2 protein-coding genes are annotated in these 22,851 nt (G+C 70.4%); both read left to right on the forward strand.

Features of this window, described 5'->3' with window-relative positions:
• On the forward strand, positions 1 to 9,097 hold a 9,097-nt coding region (locus ABD951_RS20040), incomplete at its 5' end, for an amino acid adenylation domain-containing protein (RefSeq protein WP_345349107.1).
• Positions 9,098 to 9,360: 263 nt separating this feature from the next.
• A partial coding sequence (locus ABD951_RS20045) for an amino acid adenylation domain-containing protein (protein ID WP_345349110.1) occupies positions 9,361 to 22,851 on the forward strand: 13,491 nt, incomplete at its 3' end.

The raw sequence follows: 22,851 nt of genomic DNA on the forward strand, positions 1-22,851 counted from the left end.
CGCGGCGACGGCGGCGGCGTTGCGGGAGGTGTTGCCGGGCGCGCGGTTGCACAACCTGTACGGCCCGACGGAGGCGGCCGTGGACGTGACGTTCCACGAGGTGACCGTCGCCGACGAGGTGTCGGTGCCGATCGGCGCTCCGGTGTGGAACACGCGGGTGTTCGTGTTGGATGCGCGGTTGCGTCCGGTGCCGGTGGGTGTGCCGGGTGAGTTGTATCTGGCGGGTGTGCAGCTGGCCCGCGGGTACGTGGGGCGGGTGGATCTGACGTCGGATCGGTTCGTGGCGAACCCGTTCGCTGCGGGGGAGCGGATGTACCGGACCGGCGATCTGGTCGCCTGGAACCGGGACGGTGAGCTGGAGTATCTGGGCCGCACCGACTTCCAGGTCAAGCTGCGGGGTCTGCGGATCGAACTGGGGGAGATCGAGGCGGCGTTGCTGGCCGAGGGGTCGGTTGCGCAGTCCGTCGTGGTGGTCCGTGAGGACGCTCACGGTGGCGAGCATCTCGTGGGATACGTGGTCCCCGCGGCGGGTGCCGTTGTCGATTCCGAGGCGGTGCGGGCGGGGCTGGGTGCGGTGTTGCCGGCGTACATGGTGCCGTCGGCGGTCGTGGTGCTCGAGGAGTTCCCGCTGAACGCGTCGGGCAAGCTGGATCGAAAGGCGTTGCCGGCGCCGGTGTTCGAGGCGCGTGAGTTCCGGGCGCCGGCCACGCCGGTCGAGGAGACCGTCGCCGCGGTGTTCGCGGATGTTCTGCACGTCGAGCGGGTCGGTGCCGACGACGACTTCTTCGAACTCGGCGGCAACTCGCTGATCGCGACGCAGGTCGCCGCGCGGATCGGGACCGCCCTCGACACCCACGTCCCGGTGCGGATGCTGTTCGAGGCCTCGACGGTCGCGGGTCTCGCCGCCCGGATCGGATCGCTCGCCGGACAGGGCGGCCGCGCTGCCCTGACGGCCCGCCCGCGCCCCGAACGGCTGCCACTCTCCCTCGCCCAGCAGCGCATGTGGTTCCTCAACCAGTTCGACACCGCGTCCGCCGTGAACAACATTCCGGTGGCGGTGCGGCTGCAGGGACGCCTCGACCGGCGCGCACTCCAGGACGCCGTCGCGGACCTGGTCGCCCGCCACGAGGTGCTGCGCACCCTCTACCCGGACACCCCGGACGGGCCGGTGCAGGTCATCCTGCCCGCGCGCCGGTCGGTTCCGGAGGTCATCGCGGTCGACGTCGCCGAGCAGGACCTGATGACCGTGATCGTCGACGAGGCCGCGCGTGGGTTCGACGTCACCGCCGAGGTTCCGTTGCGTGCTCGCCTGCTGCGAGTCGCCGACGACAGCCACGTGCTGATGGTCGTCGTGCACCACATCGCCGCCGACGGCTTCTCGATGGTTCCGCTCGTCCGCGACCTGATGATCGCGTACGGCGCCCGCAGTGCCGGCGATGTTCCGGCATGGGAACCGCTCCCGGTGCAGTACGCGGATTACACGCTGTGGCAGCGCGAGGTCCTCGGCGCCGAGGACGACTCCGAGTCGGTGATCGCCGCGCAGCTCGGGTACTGGTCCGCCCAACTCGCGGGACTGCCCGAGCAGATCGACCTGCCGAGCGACCGACCCCGGCCCGAGATCGCGTCGAACCGCGGAGCCAGCATCGGCTTCGACATCCCGGCCGATCTGCACACCGGCCTCGGCGACCTCGCGCGCCAGAGCGGCGGCACGCTGTTCATGGTCGTGCACTCCGCGCTCGCGGTGCTGCTCGCCCGGCTGTCCGGCACGAGCGACATCGTCGTCGGTGCGCCGTTCGCCGGTCGCGGCGAGGCCGCTCTCGACGACCTCGTCGGCATGTTCGTCAACACGCTCGTACTGCGCACCCAGGTCGATTCGTCGGCCGAGTTCACGGCGATCCTGGCGCAGGCTCGCGAGACCGACGTCGCCGGATTCGCGCACGCCGACGTACCGTTCGAGCGGCTCGTCGAGGTTCTCGACCCGGTGCGGTCGCAGGCTCGGCACCCGTTGTTCCAGGTCGCGTTGACCTTCCAGAACTTCGCTCCGGCCCGCCTCGAACTGCCCGGGCTCGCGGCCTCGGTCGTCGACTTCGACGCGCACGTGGCGAAATTCGACCTGCAGTTCACGCTGACCGAGTCGTTCGACGACCGCGGCACGCCGGCCGGCATGTCCGTCGAACTGACGTACGCCACCGACTTGTTCGACGAGTCCACCGCGGTGTCGTTCGGGGACCGCTTCCTGCGGGTGCTGGGTGCGGTCGTCGCCGACCCGCACCGTCCGGTCGGAGACATCGACCTGCTCACCGCCGTCGAGCGCGATCAGGTTCTGTCGCAGTGGAGTTCGTTCGGCCCCGACACTGGGTCGGACACCACACTGGTCGCTCGATTCGACGCGGCGGTGGCCGCCCACCCGGATCGGGTCGCGGTGCGCTTCGGTGCCGACGCACTGAGCTATCGAGACCTCGACGAGCGGGTGAACAGGCTGGCGCGTGCGCTGATTGCGGGGGGTGTCGGACCGGAGACCCTTGCCGCGGTTGCCCTTCCGCGTTCGCTGGACCTCGTGGTCGCGCTGCTCGCTGTCGTCAAGGCCGGTGGCGGTTACCTGCCGGTGGACCCGAACTACCCCGCGGACCGGATCGCCTACATGCTGGCCGACGCGCATCCCGTGTGCGTCGTCACCGACCGCGCCACCGCGTCGGACCTCGACCTGCCGTCCGGCCTGCCGGTGATCGAGCTCGACGGTGTCGACCTGTCGGTGCATGCGGCGGCGCCGGTCACCGACGCCGACCGATGCACGCCCCTGCGTCCCGCCAACGTCGCGTACGTCATCTACACGTCCGGTTCGACCGGTCGCCCCAAGGGCGTGCTGGTCCCGCACCGCAACGTCGTGCGCCTGATGGACAACACCGACGCCGAGTTCGGCTTCGCCGAGACCGACGTCTGGACGATGTTCCACTCCTACGCATTCGACTTCTCGGTGTGGGAGCTGTGGGGCCCGCTGCTCTACGGCGGCACCCTGGTGGTGGTCGACTACTTCACGTCCCGCTCGCCCGAACAGTTCCTCGAACTGCTGCGCCGCGACCGGGTGACGGTGCTCAACCAGACCCCGTCCGCGTTCCACCAGCTCGCCGAGGCGGACCGGCTCGCGACCCCGGATCCCGCCGCGGGCGACGCCCTCGCGCTGCGCTACGTCGTGTTCGGCGGCGAGGCCCTCGAACTGCGGCGCCTGGCACCGTGGTACGAGCGGCACGGCGGGGCGAGCGAAGCGACGGGGGATGGTACTGCCACACCGCAGCTGGTGAACATGTACGGCATCACCGAGACCACGGTGCACGTCTCGCACCGCCGGATCGACGCGGACACCGCGGCGACCGCGTCCGCGAGCCTGGTCGGTCACGCGATCGCGGGCCTGCAGATGTACGTCCTCGACGCCCGGCTGCGCCCGGTCCCCGTCGGGGTGCCCGGCGAGATCTACGTCGCGGGTGTGCAGTTGGCGCGCGGCTACCTGGGGCAGCCGGCGCTGACGGCGGCCCGATTCGTCGCCAACCCGTTCGGCGGCAGCGGCACCGCCCTGTACCGTTCCGGCGATCTCGCGCGCTGGGGCCACGACGGCGACCTCGAGTACCTCGGTCGCGCCGACGACCAGGTCAAGATTCGCGGATTCCGCATCGAGCTCGGTGAGATCGAAGCCGCCGTGCTGGCGCAGCAGACCGTCGGGCAGGCCGCGGTCGTCGTCCGCGAGGACGTGCCCGGCAACCCCGTCCTGGTCGCCTACCTGGTCCCCGGCACCGGGACGACGATCGACACCGACACCGTGCGGGCCGGGGTCGCGCACCGGCTCGCCGAGTACATGGTGCCGTCGGCGTTCGTGGTGCTCGACGCGATCCCGTTGACCGCCAACGGCAAACTCGACCGTCGCGCCCTGCCCGCGCCGGTCCTCGCCGCGCGCGAGTACCGTGCGCCGGCAACACCGGTCGAGGAGATCGTCGCCGGCATCTTCGCGGACGTCCTCGGCGTCGAACGGGTCGGCCGGGACGACGACTTCTTCGAACTCGGCGGCAACTCCCTCGTTGCCGCGCAGGTGATCTCCCGGCTCGGTGCCGCCCTCGACACCCGCGTGCCGGTCCGGACGTTGTTCGAGGCGTCGACGGTGTCCGGGTTCGCCGCCCGCGCCGGCGTGCACGCCGGGGACGGGGCCCGCCCCGCGCTGACGGCCCAGCAGCGACCGGACCGGTTGCCGCTGTCCCTGGCACAGCAACGGATGTGGTTCCTGAACCGGTTCGACACCGCGTCGACGGCCTACAACATCCCGATGGCGATCCGGCTCACCGGCGCTCTCGACGTGGCCGCCCTCGAGGCCGCCGTCGCCGACGTCGTCGCGCGGCACGAGTCGCTGCGGACCCGCTACCCGGAGACCGCCGACGGCCCGGTGCAGGAGATCGTCCCGGCCGGCGACCTCGCCCTCGACCTCACCCCGGTGACGGTTCCGGGTGAGGAGCTGCAGTCGGCCGTGTTCGGCCTCGTCACCAGCACGTTCGACGTCACCGCCGAGGTGCCGGTCCGGATGCGGCTGTACCGCGATGCGGGCAACCCCGACGAGTACGTGCTCGCCTCGGTGGTCCATCACATCTCTGCCGACGGCTCGTCGATGGTGCCGTTCGCCCGCGACGTCATGACCGCGTACGCGGCCCGGATCAGCGGCCAGGCCCCCGGGTGGGCTCCGCTGCCGGTGCAGTACGCCGACTACGCGATCTGGCAGCGCGCGGTGCTCGGCGCCGAGGACGATGCCGACTCGGTCGCGGCGCAGCAGATCGGCTTCTGGCGCGACACCCTCGCCGGGATTCCGGATCAGCTGGCCCTGCCGGTCGACCGGCCGCGCCCGGCGACGCAGTCCTTCCGCGGCGGCCGGGTGGCGTTCGCCCTCGACGCCGACCTGCACCGCGGACTCGGCGACCTGGCCCGGGGGAAGGGCGCGACCCTGTTCATGGCCGCACACACCGCGCTCGCGGTGCTGCTGGCCCGGCTGTCCGGAACCGGGGACATCGCGGTCGGCACCCCGATCGCCGGTCGCGGCGAGGCCGCGGTCGACGACCTCGTCGGCATGTTCGTCAACACGCTCGTCTTCCGCACCCAGGTCGACGGCGGCGCCGAGTTCGGGGACCTGCTCGGCCGGGTCCGCGACACCGACCTGCAGGCGTTCGCGCACGCGGACATCCCGTTCGAACGCCTCGTCGAGGTGCTCAACCCGGCCCGTTCCACGGCCCGACACCCGCTGTTCCAGGTGGGCTTCTCGTTCCAGAACCACGCCCGCGCCGAGGTCGAGCTGCCCGGCCTGACCGTGGCCCCGGTCGAGGTGGACACCGAGATCGCCCAGTTCGACCTGCAGCTGTTCCTGACCGATCGCTACGACGAGGACGGCGCCCCGGCCGGCCTCGACGCGGTCTTCAGCTACGCACTCGACCTGTTCGACGAGTCGACCGTGCGCGGGTTCGCGGAGCGGTTCGTCCGCGTCGTGGAGGCCGCGGTCGCGGACGCGGCCGTCGTCGTCGGCGACATCGACCTCCTCGACGCCGAGGAACGCGAGGCGGTGCTGTCCGGCTGGAACGACACGGCCGCGGCCACCGAGGACCTCACCCTGGTCGAGCTGTTCGACCGGCAGGTGGCGGCCACCCCGGACGCCCCCGGATTCTGGTACGACGGAACCGAACTCACGTATGCGGACTTCGACACCCGGGTGAACCGGTTGGCGCGCAAGCTGATCGGCGAGGGCGTCGGTCCCGAGTCGACCGTGGCGCTGGCCATGCGGCGGTCCCTGGACCTGGTGATCGGGATGTACGCGGTCGCCAAGGCCGGCGGCGCCTACGTTCCGGTCGACCCGGACCACCCCGCCGACCGCATTGCGAACATCCTCGACACCGCCCGTCCGGTGTGTGTCCTGTCCACGTCGCGAGACGACGTCGAGATTGCCGGGGACAGGTCCGTCCTGACCCTGGACACCCTCGACCTGTCCGGCCTGCCGGCCGGGCCGGTGCGGGACGACGAGCGCATCGCACCGCTGCGCCCGCAGCACCCGGCGTACGTGATCTTCACGTCGGGTTCCACCGGCCGCCCCAAGGGTGTCGCGGTGCCGCACCGCGCGATCGTCAACCAGTTGCTCTGGATGCGTGCGGAATTCGCCCTCGGCGGCGACGACTCGCTGCTGCTGAAGACGGCCGCGACCTTCGACCTGTCGGTGTGGGAGTTCTGGTCGGCGGCCGTCTCCGGCGGCCGCACCGTGATCGCCCGCGCCGGCGTCCAGAACGACCCCGACCAGCTGCTGGCCCTGCTGCGCGACCAGCGGGTCACGACGCTGCACGCGGTGCCCTCGATGGTCGCGATGCTCTCCACCACGGCCGGCGGCGAACTCGCCCCCGACCTGCGCCGGGTCCTCGCGATCGGCGAGGCCCTGCCGGCGGCGACCGCCCGGACGTTCACCGACACGAATTCGGCCGCGCTGTACAACCTGTACGGCCCCACCGAGGCCGCGGTCTCGGTCACCAGCCAGCGGGTGGACGAGGTGTCCTCCTCGTCGGTCGCAATCGGCGTCCCGGAGTGGAACACCCGGGTGTACGTGCTGGATGCGCGACTGAAGCCGGTCCCGGTCGGCGTCCCCGGCGAGCTGTACCTCGCCGGCGTTCAGCTGGCCCGCGGCTACTTCGGCCGCGCCGATCTGACCGCGGATCGGTTCGTCGCCAACCCGTTCGGCCCGGCCGGGGAACGGATGTACCGCACCGGCGACCTGGTGCGCTGGACGCGCACCGCGGACGGCGACGGCGTGCTCGACTATCTCGAGCGCGTCGACTTCCAGGTGAAGGTGCGGGGCTTCCGCATCGAGCTCGGCGAGATCGAGGCGGCGCTCGCCGCCGATCCGGCGGTCGCGTCCGTCGCCGTCGTCACGTGGGGAGAGGGCGACGCGGCTCGTCTGGTGGCCTACGTCGCGCCGGTCACCGACACCGAGATCGACACGGCCGCGGTCCTGGCGGCGGCCGGGCGGCGGCTGCCCAGCTACATGGTCCCGTCCGCGGTCGTCGTGCTCGACGCCCTGCCGCTGAACGTCAACGGCAAGCTCGACCGCACCGCGCTGCCTGCGCCGGAGTTCGCGGTCACCGAGTACCGCGAGCCCGTCACGGTCGCCGAGCGGTTGATCGCGGACATGTACGCGGAGTTGCTCGGCAGCGACCCGGTGGGTCTGGACGACGACTTCTTCGCTCTCGGAGGCAATTCGTTGATCGCGACGCAGGTCGCGGCCAGGGTCGGGGCGGCGCTCTCGACCACCGTGCCGGTCCTGTGGCTGTTCGAGACCCCGACGGTCGCGGCGCTGGCCGCCCGGGTCGCGGACGTCGCGGGTGTCGGTGCCCGGCCGCCGCTGGTGCCTGCCGAGCGCCCGGACCAGCTCCCGCTGTCGCTGGCACAACAGCGGATGTGGGTGCTCAACCGGATGGTCCCGGACTCGGCCGCGTACAACATCCCGGTCGCGATCCGGCTGTCCGGGCGGTTGGACGTGGCCGCGCTGGAAGCGGCGTTCGCGGACCTGCTCGAGCGGCACGAAGTGCTGCGCACGGTGTACCCCGACGGGACCGACGGCCCCGTGCAGGTGGTCCTCCCGCCGTCCGACGCCACACCGATCCTGCGGGCGGAGCCGGCCACCGAGCAGACGTTGCCGGGGCTGGTCACCGCGATGGTGTCGGCCGGCTTCGACGTGACCACCGATCTGCCGGTTCGGGCGCGGCTGTTCGCCCTGTCACCCACCGAGCACGTGCTGGTCGTGATGGTGCACCACATCAGCGCCGACGGGTTCTCGATGGGACCGCTCACGCGGGACGTCATGGTCGCCTACTCGGCCCGGGTGCAGGGCGCCGAGCCCGGGTGGGCGCCGCTGGCCGTGCAGTACGCCGACTACAGCCTGTGGCAGCGTGCGGTGCTCGGTTCCGAGGACGACCCGCAGTCGTTGCTGTCGCGGCAGATCGACTACTGGCGTGGCGAGCTCGGGGGGCTGCCGGAGCAGCTCGAACTTCCCACCGACCATCGACGGCCGGCGCGCGCGTCGATGCGGGGCGGTGCGTTCGACTTCGAGATCGACGCGACACTCGCCGGCAGGCTGGCGACGGTCGCGCGCGAGAACAACGCGACCCTGTTCATGGTCGTGCACAGTGCGTTCGCGGTCCTGCTCGCCAAGCTGTCCGGAACCACCGACATCGCAATCGGCACTCCGGTCGCCGGTCGCGGCGAACAGGTGCTCGACGATCTGATCGGCATGTTCGTCAACACCGTCGTGCTCCGCACCGAGGTCGGGTCGGGTTCGACGTTCACCGACCTGCTGACGCAGGCCCGCAGCAAGGATCTCGCCGCGTTCGGGCACGCCGACGTGCCCTTCGAACGGCTCGTCGATGCGGTGGGTCGGGAGCGCTCGTCGGCGTACACCCCGCTGTTCCAGGTGATGTTCGCGTTCCAGAACATGACCCCGACGTCTCTGCGCCTTCCCGAGCTCGAGGTGGCTCCGCTCGAGGGCGGGCCCGAGCAGGCGAAGTTCGACCTCCAGTTGACTGGCATGGAGCGGTTCGACGACGACGGCAACCTCGCCGGGATCCGGATGCAGTTCACCTACGCGACCGACCTGTTCCTCCCCGACACCGTTCGGTTGTTCGCGGGACGGTTCCTGCGGATCCTCGAAGCCGTCGCAGACCGGCCCGAGACGGTGCTGCGCAGCATCGACATCCTCACCGACGAGGAGCGGTCGCGGACGGCACCGAAGCCGGCGTCGACGGTGCACGACCTGCCCGAGCTGGTCGCCGCCGCGGCAGTCGTGGACCCCGACGCGATCGCGCTCAGCCACGACGGCAAGGACGTCTCCTACGGTCAGCTCGCGACCAAACTCGGCGCGGTCACGAAGGCCATGGGAGCCACGTTGAAGCCGGACGCTCTCGTCACGGTTTCGTTGTCGGGCCTGTTGCCGGGGATCCTGCCGGCCCTGGGCCCGGAGGGCCTCGCCGGGACCATCGAAACGCTGATCGGCTCCTCTCGGTCAATTGTTCAGAAAGCGCAGCTCAACAGTGCGCGCTGACCCTATAGTTCACCGGACGGCTCCCGGGTGACCCGGGTTCGTCCGTGCGTGTGACCCGGTTCGGTACGACCGGTTGCAGTGGTTTTACGGGAGGAATGGGCTAGATGTCGGGTGTTGGGCCGCGGGGGCACTCCCTTGCAGTTGAAGATTTGCCACGATTGATTGCGGAGGTCGTCAGGGCTCAGCCGGATCGGCACGCGATCGCGGATTCGGGAATCACGTATCGAACCCTCCACACGGAGATCGAAACCCTCGACACGGCGATGGGTGGCGCACTCGGCGCCGACGCACTGATCCCGGTGGTCCTGACCACCCTCCTGCCCGGACTCGCCGAGGGCGAGGGCAGCATCGACGCGGTCCTCGAGACCCTCTTCCTCGACGTCACCGATGCCGTCGGCGCCACCGCAGCCGCGCCGCGCACCCTGCCGACGTTGTTCGACGAGCAGGTCGCGCGGACCCCCGACGCGATCGCCCTCGAGTTCGAGGGCGAGACCTTGACCTACGCGGAGTTCGATGCTCGCGCCAATGCGTTGGCGCGCAAGCTGATCGAGTCCGGTGTCGGGCCCGAGTCGATGGTCGGTCTGGCGATCCGGCGTTCGTTCGACCTGCTGATCGGCATGTACGCGATCGTCAAGGCCGGCGGTGCCTACGTGCCGCTCGACCCGGACCACCCGGCGGATCGCATCGCCTACGTGCTCGACGTCGCCGAGCCCGCCGCGGTCCTGACCACCGCGCGGGACGCGGTGCCGCTGCCGGCGACCGTCACGGTGTTCGAGATCGACACCCTCGACGTCTCCGGCTACTCCGGCGCCACCGTCACCGACCCGGATCGCCGTCTCCCGCTGTACGCGGACAACGCGGCCTACGTGATCTTCACGTCCGGTTCGACCGGGCGTCCGAAGGGTGTCGCCGTCAGCCACCGCGCCATCGTCAGCAACCTGCTGTGGCGGCAGACGGAATACGGCTTCACCACCGACGACACCATCCTGCAGAAGACGCCGTTCACGTTCGACGTGTCGCTGTGGGAGCTCTTCTGGCCGCTGCTCGTCGGCGCCAAGCTCGTGATCGCCACCCACGACGGGCACCGTGACCCGGCCTACCTGGCCAGGACCATGATCGAGCGCGGCGTCACCGTCGCGCACTTCGTGCCGTCGATGCTGTCGGTGTTCCTCGCCGAGGCGTCCGCCGAGGACGTCGGCACCCTGCGGATGGTGTTCTCCTCCGGTGAGGCGCTGCCGGCCGACACCGCGAGCCGGTTCCGGAAGACCTTCGACGCCGCGCTGCACAACCTGTACGGACCGACCGAGGCCGCGGTCGACGTCACCCACCACGAGACGAGCGAAGGCGACGGCAGTTCGATCCCGATCGGCTCCGCTGTCGCCGAGACCGAGCTCCTGGTTCTCGACGACGGCCTGCGTCCGGTCCCGGCGGGCGTGCCCGGTGAGCTGTACCTCGCCGGTGTCCAGCTCGCCCGCGGATACGTGCGCCGACCCGAGCTGACCGCCGACCGGTTCGTCGCCAATCCGTACGGGGCGCCCGGCGCCCGCATGTACCGCACCGGTGACCTGGTGCGGTGGAGCACCGCCGGTGGCGTCGGCGGTTCGCTGGAGTACATGGGGCGCATCGACTTCCAGGTCAAGCTGCGCGGACTGCGCATCGAGCTCGGCGAGATCGAGTCGGCTCTGCTGAGCCGCAGCGAGGTCGCGCAGGCGGTCGTCGTGGTCCACAACGACCCCACCGTCGGTGACCACCTCGTCGCGTACCTCGTCGCGGAGCCGGGCACCGCCCCCGACCACCGTGAGCTGACCGCGGATCTCAAGCAGCGGCTGCCCGACTACATGGTGCCGTCGCTGTTCGTCGTCCTCGACGCCTTCCCGGTCAACCCGAGCGGCAAACTCGACCGCAAAGCGCTTCCCGCACCTGACTTCTCGTCGCTCGCCCGGGAGTACCGGGCCCCGAGCACGCCCACCGAGGAGACCCTCGCGGACCTGTTCGCGGACCTGCTCGGCCTCGAGCGGATCGGTGTCGACGACGACTTCTTCGAACTCGGCGGCAACTCTCTGATCGCGACGCGTGCCATCGCGCGGTTCAACGCCGACTTCGGTGTCCGGATCGACGTGCGCGAGTTCTTCGACTCGCCGACCGTCGCCGAACTCGCACTCGTCATCGACGGCGCGGCCGCGGCCACGAGCGGACCGGCGCTCGGCACCCTCGACCGCCCCGAACGGATCCCGCTGTCGCTCGCGCAGTCCCGGATGTGGTTCCTCAACCGATTCGACACCGACTCCGGGGTGAACAACATTCCGATGGCGGTCCGGCTGACCGGACGCGTCGACGAGGCCGCGATGGCGGCCGCCGTGGCGGACGTGGTGGGCAGGCACGAAGTGCTCCGCACCGTGTACCCGGACACGGAGGACGGCCCGGTCCAGGTCGCCCTGCCTGCCGCGCAGGCCGTTCCCGACCTCACCGCCTCGACGGTGGCGGAGTCGGAACTGCCGGCCCGGGTGCTGGCGTTGGCCGGCGCCGGTTTCGACGTCACCACCGAGGTTCCGCTGCGCGCCGCGCTCCTGACGACCGGCGACGACGAGTACGTGCTGGTGCTGGTCGTGCACCACATCGCCGCCGACGGATTCTCGATGGGCCCGCTGGTGCGTGACGTCGTCACCGCGTACGCCGCGCGTTCGGCGGGCGACGAGCCGGCCTGGGCCCCGCTCGACGTCCAGTACGCGGACTACAGCGTCTGGCAGCGCGCCCACCTCGGCGCCGAGGACGATCCGGAGTCGCTGATCTCCGCCCAGCTCGGCTACTGGCGCGACACACTCGCCGGTCTGCCCGAGCAGCTCGACCTGCCGACCGACCGGCCCCGCCCGGCGGTCGCGACGAACCACGGAGCCAACCACCGGTTCCGGATCGACGTAGACCTGCAGGAATCGATCGACGCGATTGCCCGCGAGCACAACACGACCGCGTTCATGGTCGTGCACGCCGCGCTGGCGGTCCTGCTGTCGCGGCTGTCCGGCACGCGGGACATCGCGGTCGGCACCCCGGTCGCCGGGCGTGGCGCGGCCGCCCTCGACGACGTGATCGGCATGTTCGTCAACACCCTCGTGTTGCGGACCGCGGTCGACCCGGCACAGTCGTTCACCGAGCTGCTCGCCGGGATCCGGGAGACCGACCTGGCCGCGTTCGCGCACGCGGAGGTGCCGTTCGAGCGGCTCGTCGAGGTACTCAACCCGGCCCGTTCCCAGGGGCGCCATCCGCTGTTCCAGGTCGCGTTGTTCTTCCAGAACATCGCCCAGACCGAGGTGGTGCTCCCGGAACTGACCGTCGCCGCAGTCGACTTCGATCCGGGTGTCGCGAAGTTCGACCTGCAACTGACGGTGCTCGAGTCGAGCGACCCCGCCGCGGCGGCCGACGGCATGACCGTTCTGGCCACCTACGCGACGGACCTGTTCGACGAGGCGACGATCGCGGAGTTCGGCCGGCGTTTCGTCCGGGTGCTCGCGGCGGCGACCGCCGACCCGACCCGGTCCGTCGGGGACATCGATCTGTTCGACGGCGCCGAGCGGGTCCAGGTTCTCGACCGCTGGAACGACACCGCGCACGAACTGCCGTCCGGCGAGCTGCTGCTGGACGCGTTCCGGACCCAGGCCCAGCGGACCCCGGACGCCACCGCGGTGGTGTTCGAGGGCGAGACGCTCACGTACGCCCGGTTCGCGTCCCGTGTGAACCGGCTCGCGCGCACCCTGATCGCCTCCGGTGTGGGACCGGAATCGTTGGTGGCGTTGGCTGTTCGTCGGTCGCTGGACCTGGTGGTCGGGATGTACGCGGTGCTCGAGGCGGGTGGCGCGTACGTGCCGATCGACCCCGACCACCCCGCAGAGCGGATCGGACACATTCTCGACACCGCGAACCCGGTGTGCGTGCTGACCACCACCCGAGACGACTTCCTGGCCGCAGGGGACAGGTCTGTCCTCTTCGTGGACGCCCCGGACGGGGACGCCGGGTCGGACGCGCCGATCGCGGCGTCGGAGCGGACCGCGGTGCTGCGTCCCGATCATCCGGCCTACGTCATCTTCACCTCCGGATCCACCGGCAAGCCGAAGGGCGTGGCGGTCCCGCACCGGGCGATCGTCAACCAGATGCGCTGGATGGCGCACGAATACTCCTTCACCGCGGACGACGTGTACCTGCAGAAGACCGCGACGACGTTCGACGTGTCGCTGTGGGGGTACTTCCTGCCCCTGCGGGTCGGCGCCACGCTGGTCGTGGCCACCCACGACGGACACCGCGACCCGGCGTACGTCGCCGACACGGTCGCGGCGCGCGGCGTCACGCTCACGGACTTCGTGCCGTCGATGCTCACCGTGTTCGCCGAGTACGCCCCCGCCGGGTCGCTGGTGTCGTTGCGGGACGTGTTCGTGATCGGCGAGGCGCTGCCCGCGGAGACGGTGCGGTCGTTCGCGGCGGTGTCGTCGGCACGGGTGCAGAACCTGTACGGCCCGACGGAGGCCGCGGTGTCCATCACCTACGCCGACGTCACCGAGGTGGCGGCCGGGGGAGCCGTCTCCATCGGTCGTCCGCAGTGGAATTCGCAGATGTACGTTCTGGATTCGCGGTTGCATCCCGTTCCGGCCGGCGTCCCCGGCGAGCTGTACCTGGCCGGCGTGCAGCTGGCCCGGGGGTACTTCGGTCGGGTGGATCTGACGTCGGACCGGTTCGTCGCCAACCCGTTCTCGCTCTCCGGTGAGCGGATGTACCGGACCGGCGACCTGGTGACCTGGAGCCGGTCCGGTGAGCTGAACTACATCGGGCGCACGGACTTCCAGGTGAAGTTCCGGGGTCAACGGATCGAGCTCGGCGAGATCGAGACGGCGCTGCTCGCGGACGGATCGGTCAGCCAGGCCGTGGCGCTGGTGGTCGCGACGCCCACCGGCGACCAGCTCGTGGGATACGTGGTGCCCGCGGCCGGTGCCGACATCGACGCGTCGGCGCTGCGGGTGGCGCTCGGAGATCGCCTGCCTTCGTACATGATTCCGTCGGCGCTGGTCGTCCTCGACGCGTTCCCGCTGAACTCGTCGGGCAAGCTGGACCGCAAGGCCCTGCCCGCGCCGGCCTTCGAGGCCAAGGAGTTCCGTGCCCCGACCAACCCGGTCGAGGAGATCGTTGCCGCGGCATTCGGCGACGTCCTCGGGGTGGCCGAGGTCGGCCTGGACGACGACTTCTTCGAACTCGGTGGCAACTCGCTGATCGCCACCCAGCTCGCGGCCCGGCTCGGATCGGCACTCGACACCCGGGTCCCGGTCCGGGACCTGTTCGAGGCGTCGACCGTCGCGGCCCTCGCGGCGCGACTGAGTTCGCACTCCGGCACGGGTGGCCGCATCGCCCTGACCGCCCGGCCCCGACCGGACCGCGTTCCGCTGTCGGCAGCCCAGCAACGGATGTGGTTCCTCAACCGGTTCGACCCCGAATCCGCCGTGAACAACATCCCCGTCGCGGTCCGGCTCACCGGACAGCTCGACGTCGCGGCATTGCGCGAGGCGGTCGCCGACGTCGTGGCGCGGCACGAGGTCCTGCGGACGATCTACCCCGAGGCCGACGGTGCCGGACACCAGCAGGTGCTGGCGGCCGCCGAGGTGCCGATCACGCTCGCCCCCGAGACGATCGGCCCCGACGAGGTCCTCGCCCGGGTCATCGAGGTGGCCGGAACCGGTTTCGACGTCACCACCGAGATCCCCGTGCGCGGCAGAATCTTCAGGATCGTCGACACCGACGAGCACGTGCTCGTCCTCGTCGTGCACCACATCTCCGGTGACGGCTTCTCGATCGCGCCGCTCACCCGCGACGTGATGGTCGCCTACGCCGCTCGCGCCCAGGGCGAGGCGCCGACCTGGGCGCCGCTCGAGGTCCAGTACGCGGACTACACCCTGTGGCAGCGTGAGGTCCTCGGCTCCGAGGACGATCCGGAGTCGCTGGTCTCGACCCAGCTGGCCTACTGGAGGTCGACGCTGGCCGACCTGCCCGACCAGCTCGACCTCCCGGCCGACCGGCCGAGGCCGCTGGTCGCGTCCGGTCGGGGTGCGCGGGCGCCGATCGCGGTCGACGCGAACCTGCACCGCAACCTGCTCGAACTGGCCCGCGCGCACAACGCCACCCCGTTCATGGTGCTGCACGCCGCACTCGCCGTGGTGCTGGCGCGCCTGTCCGGCACCACCGACATCGCGATCGGCACCCCGATCGCAGGCCGCGGCGAGGCCGCCCTCGACGACCTGATCGGCATGTTCGTCGGCACCCTGGTGCTCCGCACCGAGCTCGATCCTCGGACGACCTTCGCGGAGCTGCTCGCCCAGGCGCGCGAGACGGACCTGTCGGCGTTCGCGCACGCCGACGTGCCGTTCGAGCGGCTCGTCGAGGTGCTCGCCCCGCAGCGATCGCAGGGCCGGCACCCGCTGTTCCAGGTCGCGCTCTCCCTGCAGAACCTGCGCCACGGCGCCCTCGACCTTCCGGGTCTGCGTGCGGAGGGATACGAGTTCGACGACCGGCTGGCCAAGTTCGACCTCCAGCTGAACCTGTCCGAAGCCACGGATTCCGCCGGATCGCCCGCCGGCATCTCGGGTGAGTTCGTCTACGCAACAGACCTTTTCGACTCGAAGACCGTGAGCGGCTTCGCCGAGCGCCTCGTCCGGGTGCTCGCGGCGGTGGCCGCCGACCCGGGTGCGGTGGTCGGTGACATCGACATTCTCGACCTCGACGAGCGGCGCGCGCTGACCACGAGGGTCGGACGGGAGTCGGTCGAGTCACGAAGCCTCGCCGAACTGCTGGCCGCCGGTGCTCGGCGGAACCCCGACGCCGTCGCCCTCCACTCGGCGGACCTCCAGGTGACCTACCGGGAGCTGGACGAGCGGTCCTCGCGCCTGGCCCGAGTGCTGATCGACCGCGGCGCCGGACCGGAGACCGTGGTCGCACTGGCCGTGCCGCGGTCGATCGAATCGGTCCTCGCCGCCTGGGCCGTCGCGAAATCCGGCGCCGCGTTCGTTCCGGTGGACCCGAACTACCCGGTCGACCGCGTCGCACACATGGTGAGCGACAGCGGCGCCGTGCTCGGCATCACCACGGTCGCCGACGCGGACGACCTGCCGGCCACTCTGCCGTGGCTGGTGCTCGACGGTGCGGAAGTCGAGGCGGCCTGCGCGGCGGTCTCGCCGGCGCCGATCGCCGATGCGGAGCGGACCCGCCCGGTGCGCACCGACAACCCGGCATACGTCATTTACACGTCCGGATCGACGGGTCTGCCGAAGGGCGTGGTCGTCACCCACACCGGCCTGGCCAACTTCGTCGCCTACCAGCGGCGGGACTACTCGATCACGGCCGCCGACCGTGTCCTGCACGTGGCATCGCCCAGCTTCGACATCTCCGTCAACGAGATGCTGCTGGCCGGTGCGTCCGGTGCCACCCTCGTCATCGCCCCGCCCGCGGTGTTCGGTGGTGCCGAGCTCGCCGAGCTGTTGCGTCGCGAACGGATCACCCACGTCGTGATCACGCCGGCGGCGCTCGCGTCCGTCGACCCGAGCGACCTGCCGGACCTGCGTGTCGTCGTCGTGGGCGGCGAGGCATGCCCTCCCGAACTGGTGGCGCGCTGGGCCGGTGACCGGGACTTCCTCAACGGCTACGGACCCACCGAGGCCACGATCGTCGCCGCGGGCAGCGACCCCCTCGTGCCCGGGCAGCCGATCACCGTCGGCGTGCCGGTCCACGGGGTGCGCGCGATGGTGCTCGACACCCGGCTCGCGCCGGTGCCGACCGGGGTTGCCGGCGAGCTCTACCTCGCCGGCCCCGCGCTCGCTCGCGGCTATCACGGCCGCCCCGACCTGACCGCGGACCGCTTCGTCGCGGACCCGTTCGGTGTCAACGGGGAGCGGATGTACCGCACCGGCGACGTCGTCCGGTGGACCGGCCGCGGCGAACTCGACTACGTCGGCCGTTCCGACTTCCAGGTGAAGGTGCGCGGTTTCCGCATCGAACTCGGCGAGATCGACGCGGCGCTCGCCGCGCAGCCGGGTGTCGAGTTCGCGATCACGGTCGGCCACGACACCGCTGCGGGTACCACCTCGCTGGTGGCATACGTGCTGCCGACGGACGGCACGACCGTGGACCCGGAGGCCCTCCGATCCGCGGTCGCGGCGACGCTGCCCGCGTACATGGTGCCGTCCGTGGTGATGCCGATCGACGAGATCCCGCGCACGCCGGTCGGCAAGCTGGATCGGAAGGCGTTGCCGCAACCGATGTTCGCGGCGCGGGAGTACCGCGCCCCGGCCACCCCGATCGAGGAGATCGTGGCCTCCGTCTACGGGGAGGTGCTCGGTGTCGATCGGGTCGGTGTCGACGACGACTTCTTCGAACTCGGCGGCAACTCCCTGATCGCCACCCAGGTGGTCGCGCGCCTCGGCGCCGCGCTCGACACCTCGGTACGGGTGCGCGAACTGTTCGACGCGCCCACGGTGGGGTCGCTCGCAGCCGCGGTGGAACGGCACGCGGGCCAGGGCGGTCGTGCTGCACTGACGCCGCAAACACGGCCGGAGCACGTGCCGCTGTCACTGGCGCAGCAGCGGATGTGGTTCCTCAACCGCTTCGACCCCGATTCCGCCGCGTACAACGTGCCGGTGGCCATCCGGCTGTCCGGCAACCTCGACACCGCGGCCCTGCAGGCCGCAGTCGCGGACGTGCTCGCGCGCCACGAGTCGTTGCGCAGCGTCTACCCCGAGATCGACGGCGAGGCGCACCAGGTGGTCGTGCCCACCGGCCCGGTGGTCCCGGACCTCACCCCGGTGTCGGTCCGCACCGCCGAGATCCCCGAGCGTGTCGTCGCCCTGGTCTCGGGCGGATTCGATGTCACCTCCGCGGTGCCGTTGCGTGTGGCTCTGTTCGCGGTGGAGGACGCGGAATCCACCGAGCACGTGCTGGTCCTCGTGGTACACCACATCAGCGCCGACGGCTGGTCGGTCGCCCCGCTGACCCGGGACGTGGTGCTCGCGTACTCAGCTCGGGTCGCCGGCCAGGCACCGACGTGGGCGTCGCTGCCGGTGCAGTACGCGGACTACGCGATCTGGCAGCGGAAGATCCTCGGCAGCGAAGACGACCCCGACTCGGTGATGTCCCAGCAGATCGCCCACTGGACCGAGGTGCTGGCGGGTGTCCCGGATCTGATCGAGCTGCCGACGGACCGTCCCCGGCCCGCCGTCGCGTCGAATCGTGGTGCGCAGCTGACCTTCTCGGTTGACGTCGATGTGCATGCCGGACTGGTGCGGGTGGCGCAGGAACAGAACGCAACCTTGTTCATGGTCGTGCATGCGGCGCTTGCGGTGCTGCTGTCGCGACTGTCCGGGACCTCGGACATCGCGATCGGTGCCCCGATCGCCGGTCGCGGTGAGGCCGCGCTCGACGATCTGGTCGGCATGTTCGTCAACACCCTGGTGCTACGCACCGAGGTGGCGGGTCGGTCCACCTTCGCTGAACTGCTCGCGCAGGTTCGCGAGACCGACCTGTCCGCCTTCTCGTACACCGACGTCCCGTTCGAGCGGCTCGTCGACCTTCTCAGTCCAGTTCGTTCCCAGTCTCATTCGCCGCTGTTCCAGGTGTCACTCACGTTCCAGAACCTGGCCCGCACCGAGTTGCAACTCGACACGCTCACGGTGTCCGGCATCGAGCTCGACACAGTGGTGACCCAGTTCGATCTCGATTTCACGCTCGTCGACACGTACGCGGAGGACGGAACCGCGGCGGGCATCACGGCTCACCTCACCTACGCAACGGATCTGTTCGACGCTGCCACCGCCGAGTTCATTGCCGCCGGGCTGAACCGGATCCTCGCCGCGGTCGCGGGCTCGGTGGACCAGCCGGTCGGTGACATCGCGTTGCTGTCCAGTGCGGAGTCTGCCACCGTGCTGTCCGAGTGGAACGACACCGCGGTTGCCGTCGTCGACGAGACCCTGGTCGATCTGGTGGACGCCCAGGTTGCGCGGCGTCCCGACGAGGTCGCCCTCGTCTTCGAAGGCGTCGAACTCAGCTACGCGGAGTTCGACGCGCGTGTGAACCGGTTGGCCCGCTGGTTGATCGGCCGGGGTGTCGGCCCCGAGACGCTGGTTGGCCTGGCGGCACTGCGTTCGGTCGAGATGCTGGTTGCGATGTACGCGATCGTGAAGGCCGGTGGTGCGTACGTCCCGATCGATCCCGACCACCCGACCGAGCGGATCGGCCACGTGGTGGACACCGCCGCACCCGCATTGGTCCTGACCACTGCACAGTCGGGCCTCGCACCGATCGCCGACGTTCCGGTCGTCGTCGTCGACGAGGTGGACCTCACGGACCTCGACGCCTCGCCGATCCGGGATGCCGAACGTGCTGCCCCGCTGCGACCGTCGCACCCGGCATATGTTCTGTTCACATCCGGCTCCACCGGTCGTCCAAAGGGTGTCTCGGTTCCGCACCACGGCATCGTCAACCAGCTGCGCTGGCTCGAAGGTACCTACGGGGTCACCGCTTCGGACCGCATCATGCAGCGCGCCCCCTTCACATTCGACGTGTCGGTGTGGGAGTGCTTCCTGCCGATGGCAGTCGGTGCACGACTGATCGTCACCCGTCCCGGCGGTCACCTCGACCTCGACTACCTCGCGACGCTCATGCGCGCCCACGAGATCTCCATCGCCGAGTTCGTGCCGGCACTGCTCGCTGCGATGATCGCGGACGGGCACGGTGACGCGTTGACCTCACTGAGGCACCTGCACAGCGGTGGTGAGGCGATCTCGGCGGAACTGGTCGAGGGGATCCGTGCACACTTCGGCGGCGGCCTCCACAACACGTACGGCCCGACCGAGGCCTCGATCACGACCACGGGGTACGAGATCACCGGTCCGGTACAGGGCATGGTGCCCATCGGCGAGCCCGCTTGGAACACCCAGGCCTACGTGCTCGACGCTCGGCTGCATCCGGTTCCGGTCGGTGTGGCGGGCGAGCTGTATCTCGCCGGCGACCAGCTCGCCCGGGGCTACCACGGCCGGGCCGATCTGACCGCGGACCGGTTCGTCGCCGATCCGTTCGGCGAGCCCGGGCAGAGGATGTACCGCACCGGTGACCTCGTCCGCTGGAACCGTGACGGGCAGCTGGTGTATCTGGGCCGTACCGACTTCCAGGTGAAGCTGCGTGGCCTGCGGATCGAACTCGGGGACATCGAATCCGCGCTGCAGCGGGTCGACGGCGTGAATCAGGCCGTCGTGACTCTCGTGCACGACCCCCGCGCGGGTGAGCACCTCGTGGCCTACGTGACCGCCCGACCCGGCGCGGAACTGACCGGCGGAGCGCTCAAGGATGCGGTCGCGGGCGACCTGCCTGCGTACATGATTCCTTCGCAGGTTCTGGTTCTCGACGATCTGCCACTCAACACGGCCGGAAAACTGGACCGCAATGCCCTTCCGGTCGCCGAATTCGCCGTCACGGTCGTCGAGTTCCGTGCTCCGTCAACCGAGGCGGAACTCGCGGTGGCCGCGGCCTTCTCGGAACTGCTCGATGTCGATCGAGTCGGTGCGGACGACCAGTTCTTCGAGCTCGGGGGCAACTCACTCATCGCGATGCGCCTCGTGTCACGGGTGAACGCGGCGCTCGGCTCGACCCTTGGTGTCCGGGCCGTGTTCGAGGCACCGTCGGTCGCCGCGATCGCCGACCGGGCGGAGCGTTCGCGCCGGGCCGCGCCGGTAACCGCCCTGGCTGTCGGTCTGCGTCCGGACCGCATCCCGCTCTCGCCCGCCCAGCAGCGGATGTGGTTCCTCAACCGGTTCGACCCGGACTCCGCGGCCTACACCATTCCGCTGGCGATCCGCCTGACCGGACGCCTCGACACAGAGGCGCTGATGCACGCAGTGCGTGACGTGCTCGAGCGACACGAATCGCTACGCACCGTCTACCCGGACGACGGCAGTGGTCCGATCCAGGTCGTGCTGCCTGCGAACCGGGTCGCACTGGACCTGGCGCCGGTCGAGGTAACCGAGCGGGACCTTCTCGACCAGGTCCTGGCGGTGCTCGGTACCGGCTTCGACGTCACCGCGGCCCCGCCGATTCGGGGCCGGTTGCTGCGCACCGATGAGAACGAGTACGTGCTGGTGATGGCGGTCCACCACATCAGCGCGGACGGTGTCTCGACCGGGCCCCTCGCACGCGACCTGATGATCGCCTACGCGGCGCGCACCTCGGGTGTCGCGCCGGCATGGCAGCCGCTCCCGGTGCAATACGCCGACTTCTCGCTGTGGCAGCGGGACGTCCTGGGCTCGGAGGACGACCCGGAATCGTTGGCTTCCGGTCAGATCCGGTTCTGGCGGGACACGCTTGCCGGGCTGCCCGATGTGCTCGACCTGCCCACCGACAGGTCCCGCCCGACCGTGGCAACAGGCCGCGGAGACTCGGTGCGGTTCCACCTCCCACCCGAGCTGGTCGCGGGCGTCGAATCCGTGGCGCGTGCACACGGGGCGTCGACCTTCATGGTGATCCATGCCGCGTTCAGCGTGCTGCTGGCCCGGCTGTCCGGGACCGACGACATTGCCGTGGGTACACCGGTCGCCGGGCGCAGCGAAGCGGCGCTCGACGACCTCGTCGGTATGTTCGTCAACACGCTGGTGCTGCGCACTCGCGTGGACGGCTCGTCGGCGTTCGCGGACCTGCTCGGTCGGGTCCGCGAACGGGATCTGGCTGCGTTCGGGCATGCTGACGTGCCGTTCGAGCGGCTGGTCGAGGTGCTCAACCCCGTCCGCTCGCAGTCCCATTCACCGCTGTTCCAGGTGTCGCTGACCTTCGAACACCGGGAGAGTGGGTCGTTCGAACTGCCGAACCTGACGGTGTCGGGGTTCGACTACGACGTCCAGGCGACCCAGTTCGATCTCGCACTGGCGCTCACCGAGGGGGTCGCGGTCGACGGCGCGGCGGACGGCATGGCCGCTGGCCTGCGGTACTCCACCGACCTCTTCGACCGGTCGACGGTCGAGGGCTTCGCGCGCCGGTTCGTGCGGATCCTCGAGGCCGTGGTTGCCGATCCCGGGATGACGGTCGGGGACATCGAGCTGCTGGACATGGCCGAGCGTGCATCGGTGGTCGAGCGGTGGAACGACACCGCGCAGAACGTTCCGGCCGGGACGTTGGTGTCGATGCTCGAGTCCGGTACGGCGAACCCGGACGCGGTCGCGCTCACCTTCGAGGGTGAGTCGGTGACGTACGGTGAGTTCGGGGCCCGGGTGAACCGTCTTGCGCGGCATCTGATCTCGGTGGGTGTGGGTCCGGAGTCGTTGGTCGCGGTGGCGATGCGGCGGTCGGTGGATCTGCTGGTGGCGATTCACGCGGTGGTCACGGCCGGTGGTGCGTACGTGCCGGTCGATCCCGACCAGCCGGTCGAACGGGTCGGGCACATCCTCGACACCGCAGCGCCGGTGTGCGTGCTGACCACGTCGCGAGACGGTGTCGAGGTGGCGGGGGACAGGTCTGTCCTGCTCGTGGACGGGGTCGACGTGTCCGGGTACGCGTCGACGGCGGTGACGGACGCGGAGCGCCGCGGCCGGTTGGTGCCGGAGAACACGGCGTACGTGATCTTCACGTCGGGGTCGACGGGTCGTCCGAAGGGTGTGGCGGTGTCGCACGCGGCGATCGTGAACCGTCTGGTGTGGATGCAGGCCGAGTACGGGCTGGGCGAGTCGGATGTGGTGTTGCAGAAGACGCCGGTG

The sequence above is a fragment of the Rhodococcus olei genome (genome assembly GCF_039540555.1).
GTDB lineage: Bacteria > Actinomycetota > Actinomycetes > Mycobacteriales > Mycobacteriaceae > Rhodococcus_G > Rhodococcus_G olei.